The 9,992-nt window shown below is 61.5% G+C and carries 13 protein-coding genes; 10 read left to right on the top strand and 3 right to left on the bottom strand.

All coding sequences use genetic code 11. The features are described 5' to 3' along the window. Together ACRC1E_RS13190 and cls are read left to right on the top strand one after the other, a co-directional pair. The coding region (locus ACRC1E_RS13190; RefSeq protein ID WP_438515550.1) for an ABC transporter permease at positions 1 to 417 on the top strand (417 nt) is incomplete at its 5' end. Between the two features lie 50 nt (positions 418 to 467). After that, positions 468 to 1,913 (top strand): cardiolipin synthase, encoded by a 1,446-nt coding sequence (gene cls, locus ACRC1E_RS13185; protein WP_438515549.1) that lies wholly within the window; start codon positions 468 to 470, stop codon positions 1,911 to 1,913. Between the two features lie 63 nt (positions 1,914 to 1,976). Here cls and ACRC1E_RS13180 read toward each other — a convergent pair whose 3' ends face one another. The 3 genes from ACRC1E_RS13180 to ACRC1E_RS13170 all read right to left on the bottom strand — a co-directional run bounded on the left by ACRC1E_RS13180 (position 1,977) and on the right by ACRC1E_RS13170 (position 3,475). Next, the gene (locus tag ACRC1E_RS13180) at positions 1,977 to 2,486 is read right to left on the bottom strand and encodes a hypothetical protein (RefSeq protein WP_438515548.1); all 510 of its coding nucleotides are present in this window, start codon (positions 2,484 to 2,486) and stop codon (positions 1,977 to 1,979) included. Positions 2,487 to 2,556: 70 nt separating this feature from the next. Further along, positions 2,557 to 2,742, bottom strand: coding sequence for a hypothetical protein (locus ACRC1E_RS13175; RefSeq protein WP_438515547.1), 186 nt, complete (start codon positions 2,740 to 2,742; stop codon positions 2,557 to 2,559). 130 nt (positions 2,743 to 2,872) lie between these two features. Then, positions 2,873 to 3,475: a UPF0149 family protein gene (locus ACRC1E_RS13170; RefSeq protein ID WP_438515546.1), complete on the bottom strand. Its 603-nt coding sequence runs from the start codon at positions 3,473 to 3,475 to the stop codon at positions 2,873 to 2,875. A gap of 240 nt (positions 3,476 to 3,715) precedes the next feature. On the opposite strand from ACRC1E_RS13170, the gene ACRC1E_RS13165 reads away from it, so the two are divergent. The 8 genes from ACRC1E_RS13165 to ACRC1E_RS13130 form a co-directional block, all read left to right on the top strand. Continuing rightward, on the top strand, positions 3,716 to 5,509 hold the full coding sequence (locus tag ACRC1E_RS13165) for a GGDEF domain-containing protein (RefSeq protein ID WP_438515545.1): 1,794 nt from the start codon (positions 3,716 to 3,718) through the stop codon (positions 5,507 to 5,509). Between the two features lie 67 nt (positions 5,510 to 5,576). Continuing rightward, entirely contained in the window at positions 5,577 to 5,756 is a 180-nt protein-coding gene (locus tag ACRC1E_RS13160) for a DUF3460 family protein (RefSeq protein ID WP_438515544.1), read from the top strand. Between the two features lie 59 nt (positions 5,757 to 5,815). Beyond that, entirely contained in the window at positions 5,816 to 6,481 is a 666-nt protein-coding gene (locus tag ACRC1E_RS13155) for a class I SAM-dependent methyltransferase (protein ID WP_438515543.1), read from the top strand. Between the two features lie 78 nt (positions 6,482 to 6,559). Then, positions 6,560 to 6,937 carry a biopolymer transporter ExbD gene (locus ACRC1E_RS13150; protein ID WP_438515542.1) on the top strand — a complete coding sequence of 126 codons (378 nt, stop codon included), beginning with the start codon at positions 6,560 to 6,562 and terminating at the stop codon, positions 6,935 to 6,937. A gap of 15 nt (positions 6,938 to 6,952) precedes the next feature. Further along, positions 6,953 to 7,822 (top strand): energy transducer TonB, encoded by an 870-nt coding sequence (locus ACRC1E_RS13145; protein WP_438515541.1) that lies wholly within the window; start codon positions 6,953 to 6,955, stop codon positions 7,820 to 7,822. A gap of 12 nt (positions 7,823 to 7,834) precedes the next feature. Continuing rightward, positions 7,835 to 9,112, top strand: coding sequence for a Tol-Pal system beta propeller repeat protein TolB (gene tolB, locus ACRC1E_RS13140; RefSeq protein WP_438515540.1), 1,278 nt, complete (start codon positions 7,835 to 7,837; stop codon positions 9,110 to 9,112). Between the two features lie 36 nt (positions 9,113 to 9,148). Next, positions 9,149 to 9,673, top strand: coding sequence for a peptidoglycan-associated lipoprotein Pal (pal, locus tag ACRC1E_RS13135; RefSeq protein WP_438515539.1), 525 nt, complete (start codon positions 9,149 to 9,151; stop codon positions 9,671 to 9,673). A gap of 113 nt (positions 9,674 to 9,786) precedes the next feature. Next, the coding region (locus ACRC1E_RS13130) for a hypothetical protein (RefSeq protein WP_438515538.1) at positions 9,787 to 9,992 on the top strand (206 nt) is incomplete at its 3' end.

Below are 9,992 nucleotides of genomic sequence, written 5' to 3'. Positions count from 1 at the left end.
GTCGGTGAAAAGCCGGCGGTGGCCGACGCCATCGGCTATCCGGTGCGGCGCATCCGTTATCTGGCCGTGCTGTTCGGCGGCGCGATGGCGGGGCTGGGCGGAGCCTTTTTGTCGCTGGTGAATACCCCGATGTGGGTCGAGGGCATGACCGCCGGCCGCGGCTGGATTGCGCTGGCGCTGGTGGTGTTCGCCACCTGGCGTCCGGAGCGGGTGTTGCTGGGTGCCTGGCTATTCGGTGGCATGACGGTGCTGCAGTTCCATGCTCAGGCGCTGGGGCTGGCGATTCCGTCGGAATTTTTGTCCATGCTGCCGTATCTGGCGACCATTCTGGTACTGGTGCTGATCTGCCGCAATCCGCGCACCATTTTGCTGAACCAGCCCTTGTCGCTGGGCAAACCTTATCATCCGGATCGCTAAGGGCAGGCCATGGCCTCTAGACTGTCAGTAGCCAAAAAACGGAGCGACTGATGGACAACTGGAACTGGGTCGGCACCCTGATCATCGCCCTCGATGCCCTTCTGGTCATTGGTGTGGCACTCAGGGTAATGCTGACCCGCCATCCGCCAGGCTCCAGCTTTGCCTGGATACTGGTGACGCTGGCCGTGCCTTTTGGCGGTTTTGTCCTCTACCTGCTGGTGGGCGAGCGTCCGATAGGCCGCTCGCGTCACCAGCGGGTGCTGGAATACACCCGGCACTTTCGCGGCTGGCTGTTGCCGGGGCATCAGGCACCGCATCCGGCGACGGCTGCCAGCCGCGATTTTGATGCCATGGCCGCGATGGCGACCCGGCTCACCCATCTGCCGCCTTGTGCCGGCAATACGCTGACCCTGATGAGCGACACCCGTGCCATTTTGCGGGCGCTGGCGCGCGATATTGCTGCCGCACATGAACGGGTCGATCTGGCTTTTTATATCTGGAATGCGGGCGGCGCGGCAGATGAAGTCGAGGCGGCGCTGATCGCGGCGGCTGCGCGCGGTGTCGTATGCCGGGTGCTGCTGGATGCGATGGGCTCCAAGGCCTATCTGGCCGGCGGCGGTGCTGCGCGGCTGCGTAAAACAGGTATCCGGGTCGAGGCGGCGATGATGGTGCGCGCTTGGCAGATGCCCTTCGTGCGTGCCGATTTGCGCCTGCACCGCAAGATCGCGCTGATAGACAATCGCGCCGGCTATACCGGCAGCCTCAATCTGCTTGATCCGCGCTACTTCAAGCAGAATGCCGGCGTTGGCGAATGGGTGGACGCCATGGTGCGTATCGAGGGCCCGGCACTGGATGCGCTGCGCACGGTCTTCGCCTACGACTGGATACTGCAAACTGGTGAGCCGCCTGCGCAAGAAAGCGCGACGCTGGCCTTGCCGGCACTGCCGCCCTCGGTGGTGCAGGTGGTGCCGTCCGGCCCCGGCGTCGACAAGGGCGTCAATCTCAGGTTGATACTGGAAGCGGTCAACCGCGCCCACACCCGCTTATTGCTGACGACGCCTTATTTCGTGCCCGGGGATGCGCTATCGCTGGCCTTGCAGAACGCGGCATTACGCGGGGTGGAGGTGAGGTTGTTGTTGCCGGAGAAAAACGATTCGCGTCTGGTGCAGTATGCCAGCCGCTGGTATTTCGATGATCTGCTCGCCGCCGGCGTCCATATCATGCAGTACCGTGGTGGCCTGCTGCACACCAAAAGCATCACCGTGGATGACACCTTGTCGCTGTTCGGCACCGTCAATCTGGATATGCGCAGCCTGCACCTGAATTTCGAATTGATGCTCTTGGTGCTGGATGCCCGCTTTACCCATGACCTGATTGCCTTGCAGCAATCCTATGAACAGGATGCGCTGGCAGTCGAGGCCGGACTCTGGCAGCGGCGCGGCTTGGCGGCACGGCTCAAGGAAGGGATGGCCAACCTGGTGTCGCCGCTGCTGTAGGCGCGGTTTACAGCAGCGCTAGGCTGGCCTGATGGCGGAGCAAGCGGGGACATATCCAGGACATTAAGCCGCGAGATCACAATGGATTTGCAGGCTTTCTGTCGGATTTGAGTGGATTCGAAAGCCTTCGTTAATAAGGGCTTGCTTGACCTGACTCAGCGGAAGTGAAAATCGTGCTACCCGGCGCTGTTGCCAGAATAGGGGGGTGAATACGCCCAGAGGGAGTAGCCTGACACGATGTCCATGCAATAGAAGAGAAACATCAACGTGCATGCCGTCTACATCGTGGCCGTTGCTTCCAAAAATAGCGGCTATTTCATTTCGCCTATTGGAGTAAAACAGGCGAAATGCGCCGATGCCGAGCAGACGAAACTGTTTGCGGGCTAAACCAAGACGGGATGCTTTTTTCTCGTAGCCTCGCGTCAGTATCAGGCTAATGTGCTGAGGCAGTTTGGTCTGAACACGCTGCAGCCGATCTAAGGCTTTTAAATCGACCTGTATCTGCCGGGCAGGCCAGCGAGGCCGGATATGTAGGCTGGCATATTTGCCACGCGTCAGGGTGAGTAAGGCCAAGTGCGGCGTCCTTTGTTTATAAAAAGGTGCTTAGATGCCGGCTTTACTCATGCCGGAGTGGCCGCATGGTTTACAGCAGCGGGCTGTTGTGGCGCAGCGTGTCAAGCTCGGCCTTGACCTTGCTTAGCGTCTGCATCAGCTCTTGCCCCAAACGGGACAGTGTTTCCGGCGATTGTGTGCACAGCTCTTTCAGCAGGGCTTCACTGCGGGACAGATCGGGTAGCGCATCGAGTAGGTATTTTACAGGGTATTGCATCGGGTATTGGCAGACAGAATGCTTGAGAAAGCGATCCATTCTGCCTTGCCCCTCATCAGCGGGTATTGATCACGCGCAAACTTTGCCGCCTGTGCCCAATCTATCCACAGATGCGGCCGGTTTATCTTTTTTATCCACAGCACTTCTTGAATTTCTTGCCCGAACCGCAGGGGCAGGGGTCGTTGCGGCTGATCTTGCTATCGACGCGGCGCAGCGGTTCTTGTGGTGTACGGGCCGGATGGCCGTGTTGCCAGAAGGTATGGATCTTGGCCAGTGCCGCGCTGCTTTTGGCAGCATCGGCGGGTGTCGCCGGCTGCAACAGAGGCTGGAACCAGGCCGGATGCTCGCTCATCAGCCGTGCCCATTCGTTGCGGGCAAAGCCCATGGCCAGATAAAAGCCCTGCCCCCAATCGGTGGCGCTTTGCGCGGGCTCCGTGGCAAACAAGGGCGTGAAGCCGGCCGGGTCGCGGGCAAACTGCTCGGAGATGAGGTTGTTGCAGGCAATCAGGCTACCCAGTATCGCGTTGGCTTGGTCCATGCTGTCGAACGCCGGCGCCTGTTTGCCGTTTTCGTGGTCCCACACCCGGGCAAACCACAAGGACGGCGCGACGGTAGACGGCCCGATCACCAGTGCCGCGAGATAGCCTTCCAGCATCGCCATATTCATGGCGCGCCCCTCGTGCTCGGGGTGGACAAGAAAATCGGCCAGCGTCTGGCGTTCGGTCGGGGTCATGCTGAATCCTTGAGTGGCGGTGGGGCCGCCATTCTAACGCGTGTCCTCAAGTGCCCGTTTGCTATCTGTCGCGGCAGCTGCCATCGCTGTCTGATCCATCACTTGCGCATGCGCGCTAAACGGCTATGCCCGTTTGCTGCCCTGCACGGCGTCGTCAATTATTGCAGTCATGTGGTGTTTTATATTTATGTCATGTTTTGGCGGTAGATTGCGCGCATCTGTCGTTGCCCGGGTATTACCGTGTCCCAACTATCCCAAACCTTAGCGCCATCCTGCCCCGAGCTTGAAGCCGTAATTGCCGGCGGCGAGTTGTCGGTTCTGTTTCAGCCCATTCTCGGCCTGGCTGCCGGCAAGCTGCTCGGCTACGAGGCGCTGGTGCGCGGGCCGCGCGGCAGTCTGCTGGAGGCACCACTGGAATTGTTTGCGCGCGCCGCGCATTACGGCCGCCTGGCCGAGCTGGATGCGCGCTGTCGCGACACCGTGTTTGCAGCTTTTGCCCGTCAGAGACTGGATGCCACGCTGTTTCTCAATATGACGCCCGATGGGCTGATGGCGTGGAGTGCGGATGCCGGTGCATCGGTTGCCCTGCTGCGGCAACTGGGCTTATCGGTGTCGCGTATCGTGATCGAGCTGACCGAGTTCAAGCCGTCTACCGGCTATCAGGAGCTGAAGGCTGCCGTCGAGCGCCTGCGTGCGCACGGCTTTCGTCTGGCGCTCGATGATATGGGCGAGGGTTTTTCCAATCTGCGGCTGTGGTCCGAGCTGCGGCCGGAGTACGTCAAGCTGGACAAGCATTTCGCTTACCGCCTGCAACAGGAACCGTTCAAGGAACAGGTGGTGCGTAGTGTAGTCGAGCTGGCGCGTGCGTCGCGTGCGCAGCTGATTGCCGAGGGAATAGAAACCCTGCAGGAGATGCGCATCCTGCAACAGTTGGGTGTCAGCTATGGTCAGGGCTATCTGCTGGGCCGGCCGCAAAGTTCGCCACACCACGCACAGCTTGAGGCGGCGGTGATGTTCGACGCACACAGCGGGCCGGCATTGCCGGTCAGCGGCCGGCTGACCGCGCGCGAACTGTGTGCCGCGATTAAGCCGCTGGCGCCGGATGAGCCTAATGAAATTGCCTACCGGCGTTTTGCTTCCGACCCCGAGCTGCTGACCATTCCGGTGGTCGAGCAGGGCGAGACGGTCGGCATCCTGCGCCGCCACACCCTGCTCGAGCGTTTTGCCCGGCCATTCAACCGCGAGCTGTTCGGCAAGAAACCGTGCGTGACCATGGCCGATAGGGAGCCTATGTGCGTCGATGCGGCGCTGGACCTGCATCAGTTGTCGGCACAGGTCGCAATCAGCGGCCGTAATACACTGATCGACGGTTTCGTGGTGACCGACTGTGGCCGCTATCTGGGCATGGCGACCGGTTTCGACCTGATCCGCAAGATTACCGAGTTGCAGATCAACGAGGCGCGTTACGCCAACCCGCTGACCGGGCTGCCGGGCAATGTGCCCATCAGCGAGACGCTGGCGCTCAAGCTGCAGACGGTACGCGACTTCGTCGTCGCCTATGCCGATCTGGATAACTTCAAGCCGTTCAACGATCTGTACGGTTACAGCGCCGGCGACCGCATCATCTGTCTCGTGGCACGGCTGCTGCTGGAGGCATCGGATGCGCGCCAGGACTTTGTCGGCCATGTCGGCGGCGACGACTTTGTGGTGGTGATGGAAAGCGCGGACTGGCATTCCCGTCTGCAACGCTTGCTGCCGCAGTTCGAGCGCGAGGTGCGCCACTGTTTTGCCGAGGAGCATGTACTGCAGGGCGGCTACGAGGTGAACAGCCGCGGGGGCGACATGGCCTTCATGCCGCTGACTTCGCTATCTGTTGGCGTGGTCAACTGCCATGCCGGGCGTTTTGCCAGCCACGACGAGGTGGCGCAAGCCGCTGCGCAGGTGAAGAAGAAAGCCAAGCAGGTGGTGGGTAATAGCCTGGTGGTCGACCAGCCGCTGTATGCGCGGCCACAGCCTGTGGAGTGTGCCGGCTGAGGCGGCTGTCATGTTGCGGTACGGGTTTTCGGTTACAATCCGCGTACAACAAACGGAGAATAACAAGATGTATCAATCCGAATTCACCCGATTCATGAACGGCTTTCTGGAAAAGCATCCGGAAGTCGACACCGAGCGCCGCGAGCTGCGTCTGACCTGGTGGGAGCGCGAAGTGGATCTGGACGATCAGCGCCGCTGGAAAGAAGCGCGCGTGGCGCAGAAACCCTACGTTTACCAGCCGGACTAAGCTACGCATGATTATCTATCAAACGCCCATCGCGGGCGTTTCGTTTTTGTGAGTAAAGCATGACCAGTCGTACCCTGCCGCTGGATGAAACCCTGCACGATTATTTGTTGCAGATCGGTGTCAGCGAGCACCCCGTGATGCGCGAGTTGCGCGAGGCCACCGCAGAGCTGCGCTTTGCCAAGATGCAGATCGCACCCGAGCAGGGCCAGTTCATGGCCTGGCTTGCCCGCTTGACCGGCGTGCGCCGTTATCTGGAAATCGGCGTGTTTACCGGTTACAGCACGCTGGCGGTGGCGCTGGCCATGCCCGATGACGGGCGTGTGCTGGCCTGCGATGTGCGCGCCGATTTTACCGCCATCGGGCGTGCGCACTGGGATAAGGCCGGCGTGGGCGATCGCATCGATCTGCGTCTGGGGCTGGCGCTGGATACCCTGCAGTCCTTGCTGGACGAGGGACGCGAGGGCGAGTTTGATCTTGCATTTATCGATGCCGACAAGCCATCCTATCCCGCCTATCTGGATGCCTGCGCGCGTCTGGTACGCAAGGGCGGCATTATCGCGGTGGACAATATTTTTCTGTCCGGCCGGGTGGTGACGCCGCAGGCCGATGATCCGCCCAGTGTGCAGCTGATGCATGACTTTAATGCTGCGCTCAAGCACGATAGCCGCTTCGAGTTGTGCGTATTGCCGCTAGGTGATGGCGTGACTTTATTGCTACGTCGTTGAACTCTGCGCTAGCACATGTTGTCTTTATAAAACGATGGCCAAATTATCCTTATGCTGAATCGAAAACCCCGCCGCCTTGTGAATGAAATGAATGTGGTGCCGTATATCGACGTAATGCTGGTGCTGCTGGTGATCTTTATGGTGACCGCGCCGATGTTTACGCCCGGCGTGATCGATGTGCCTAGCGTCAGTCGCGCGGCCCAGGTCGATCAGGCACCGGTCGAGGTGCAGTACGATGCCGGCGGGCGCTATGCATGGGCGCTGGATGGCAAGACCCATGCCGTCGATTCGCTGGATGCGCTGGTGGCCGCCATTCTGCCGCTGGCGCAGGGAGGCCGGCCGGTGGCGATTTCAGCCGACCAGAATGCCAAGTACAGCGATGTGGTGAAAATTGCCGACCGCCTGTATCAGGACGGGATTAGCCGGGTAGCGCTGACCGTGCGTCAGGGGCAGTAAGGCGTGGTGTATGGCATGAAGGATAAGGGCCGGCTCAGCTGGCCGGGTTTGAGCTTGTCGCTGCTCATGCATGCAGGCGTGCTGGCTTTAGTGCTGTTGCGCTTTGCGCCCGAGCCTTTGCCGCTGACGAGTGCACCGCTGGCGGTTGAATTATGGGCCGGCGGTGGTAGCGGCAAGGGGCGTGGCGCGCAGGGTGCCGTGGCCGAGCCGCAGACCCCGCCTGCTGTGGCCGCTCCCGAGCCTGTTCGCCCGCCCGCGCCTGTCGTCCCGCCGGCTCCGCCCTTGGCCGAGGCTGAAGTCAAGCTGGCCGCCAGCGAGAAAAAGCCGCCACCGCTTAAGCCGCCGCAAAAGCAGGAAGTCAAGCCGGAAATCAAGCCCGTACCCAAGCCTGCGCCGTCCAAACCGGCAGACGCCAAGCCTGTCGCGGCGGAAAAAGTCGCCAAGCCTGCGCCACCTGCCAAGGCCAAACCCGGCGCCAAAAGCGGTAATGCCGCCGATGATTTGCTGGCCGATCTGGATGGGCCGACCGGCAGCGGGCGTGCCAGCGTGACGCAAAAGGGTGGCCCAAGTGGCGCCCGTGATGGCGTCGCCCAGGGTAGCGGGCCGGATAGCGGCGCTTACCTGAACAAGGTGCGCGGCCGGGTGCGGCCGTATGTGATGGTGCCGCCGGGCATGAGCGGCAACCCCGAAGCCGTGGTCAGGGTCAGCTTGCTGCCGACGCTGGAAGTGCGTGCGGTGCAACTCGTCAAATCCAGCGGCAACGCCGCGTATGACCGCGCGGTACAGGATGCCGTGTGGCAGACACGTTCTTTCCCGCCATTGCCTGCCGGTGCCCGTTTCGCCGATTTTCGCGAATACACGCTCAAATTCCGGCCGCACGACTAAAAGGATGAAGTAATGATCAAGCGGGTACGCAATACCCTGGCCGTGCTGGCCTGTCTCACGCCGTTGCTGGCGCAGGCCGAGCTGACGGTGGATATCGTCGGCGGCGGTGCCAACCGTTATCCGCTGGCGGTGCCGGCCTTGGCCGGTGAAGCTGCGAACCGGACGGTCAGCGCGGTGGTGAAAAGTGATCTGGCACTGACCGGCATGCTGAATATCATCACCCCGCCCAATGCCGAGATGACGGTCGCTACGCCGGCGGCGGTGAATGCCGGCGTCTGGCGTGCGCTAAGCGCCAATGCGGTGCTGGCCGGCAGCCAGCTGCCTAGTAGCGGCGGCAATACCCGGGTGACCTTCTATCTGGAACAGCTGGCGCCGAAAAAGACGCTGGCGCAGGGCGAGTTTGACGTGCCCGCGTCCAGTCTGCGTGAGGTCGGGCACCAGATTGCCGATCAGGTGTATCAGGCCCTGTTCGGCGAAAAGAGTTTTTTCAATAGCCGCATCGCCTATGTGCTGAAACAGGGGCGCGCCAGTTATCAGCTGCAGATCGCGGATGTGGATGGCCAGCATGCGCGCACCATCCTGCGCTCGAGAGAGCCCATCATTTCGCCGGCCTGGAGCCCGGATGGACGCAAGCTGGCTTATGTCTCGTTCGAGACGCAAAAGCCGGTGGTATGGGTGCAGGATCTGGTTTCGGGCCAGCGCAAGATGGTCGCCAACTTCAAGGGCAGCAACTCGGCGCCGGCGTGGAGCCCCGACGGCAACCGTCTGGCGGTGGTGCTGACTTCCAGCGGCAATTCGCAGATTTATCTCTTGGATGCCAATGGCGGAGCGCCGCGCCGGCTGACCCATAGCGATGCCATCGATACCGAACCCGATTTCAGTCCCGACGGCAGCCAGATTGCCTTTACCTCGGATCGTGCCGGCGGGCCGCAGATTTATCTGCAACCGCTTGCTGGCGGTGCCGCCAAGCGCATCAGCTGGCAGGGCGCGTATAACGTGTCGCCACGCTTTGCGCCGGATGGCAAATCCATCACCTATATGCGCCGCGAGGGCGGACGTTTCCGCGTGGTGGTGCAGGATCTGGCCAGCGGAGACGCGCGCGTGGTCAGCGACGAAAGTTTCGGCGAGTCCCCCAGCTTTGCACCCAATGGCCGCATGGTGCTGTTTGCCAGCGAGCAGGGCGGACGCAGCGTGCTGTGGGCCAGTTCGCCCGATGCTGCCAGCAAGGTCAGGCTAGGCGTTATCAATGGAGAAGTTCAGGATCCCGCTTGGGGCCCATTCAACCCGTGACGGTGCTGTCATGCCGTTCACACTCAGGAGAGTTTCATGTTTAAACGCGTATTGATGGCTTCCGCAGTTGTTTCCCTGTTCGCCGCTTGCTCCAGTACCCAGCCGCCGGCCGCCGTGACCGAACAGCCGGCCCAGCCGGTTGTCGTGGCGCCGGTTGCCCCTGTTGTGGACGCTCAGGCGCAGGCTCAGGCTGCGGCACAGGCGCGCATGCAGGCCGAGCGTGCCCGTCTGGCCGGCGAAAGCATCTACTTCGACTTCGACTCCAATGCCGTCAAGGCCGACCAGCAAGCCAAGGTGGCCGCTCACGCCGAATTCCTCAAGCTTAATGCACAGCAAAAAGTGCAGATTCAGGGTAATACCGATGCCCGCGGCAGCCGCGAGTACAACCTGGGTCTGGGCCAGCGCCGCGCCGAGAGCGTGAAGAACTCGCTGGAAGTGCTGGGCGTGAAAGATGCCCAACTTGAAGCCGTCAGCTATGGCAAGGAAAAGCCGCGTGCCGAAGGCGCTTCCCCGACCGACCACGCCGAAAATCGCCGCGCGGATGTGTCTTACGCACAATAAACACTGACAGGCTCGCGTCTGCTGCAGGCAAGGCCGGCATTTGCCGCCCGCCTTGCCTATGCTGGGTAGATTCCGTCTGCGACTAGGGCGGGATTCTTCTTCAGGAGAACGCGATGTTGTGCCGGATTTTTGTGACCGCAGGCTTGAGTGCCCTGCTGGGCGCTTGTGCTAGCCTGCAAGCGGAACCGGATCTCGAGCCGGTGCCGTCCAGACCCGATCTGGCGATGATGGGGCCAGGCCCGATGCGGGCCATCAGTGCGCCGCAGTATTGCCCGGCTGTGCCGCTACGCATGATCTATTACCCGTTTACCGATGCCGA

The organism is Craterilacuibacter sp. (assembly GCF_051659485.1).
Lineage (GTDB): Bacteria > Pseudomonadota > Gammaproteobacteria > Burkholderiales > Chromobacteriaceae > Craterilacuibacter.
This window is presented reverse-complemented; position numbering and strand designations above follow the sequence as displayed.

Excerpts from the sequence above, each read along its gene's own strand:
- cls (WP_438515549.1), top strand. The coding sequence starts at position 468 with ATGGACAACTGGAACTGGGTCGGCACCCTGATCATCGCCCTCGATGCC.
- ACRC1E_RS13160 (WP_438515544.1), top strand. The coding sequence starts at position 5,577 with ATGTATCAATCCGAATTCACCCGATTCATGAACGGCTTTCTGGAAAAG.
- ACRC1E_RS13175 (WP_438515547.1), bottom strand. The coding sequence starts at position 2,742 with ATGCAATACCCTGTAAAATACCTACTCGATGCGCTACCCGATCTGTCC.
- ACRC1E_RS13145 (WP_438515541.1), top strand. The coding sequence starts at position 6,953 with ATGAAGGATAAGGGCCGGCTCAGCTGGCCGGGTTTGAGCTTGTCGCTG.
- pal (WP_438515539.1), top strand. The coding sequence starts at position 9,149 with ATGTTTAAACGCGTATTGATGGCTTCCGCAGTTGTTTCCCTGTTCGCC.
- tolB (WP_438515540.1), top strand. The coding sequence starts at position 7,835 with ATGATCAAGCGGGTACGCAATACCCTGGCCGTGCTGGCCTGTCTCACG.
- ACRC1E_RS13155 (WP_438515543.1), top strand. The coding sequence starts at position 5,816 with ATGACCAGTCGTACCCTGCCGCTGGATGAAACCCTGCACGATTATTTG.
- ACRC1E_RS13170 (WP_438515546.1), bottom strand. The coding sequence starts at position 3,475 with ATGACCCCGACCGAACGCCAGACGCTGGCCGATTTTCTTGTCCACCCC.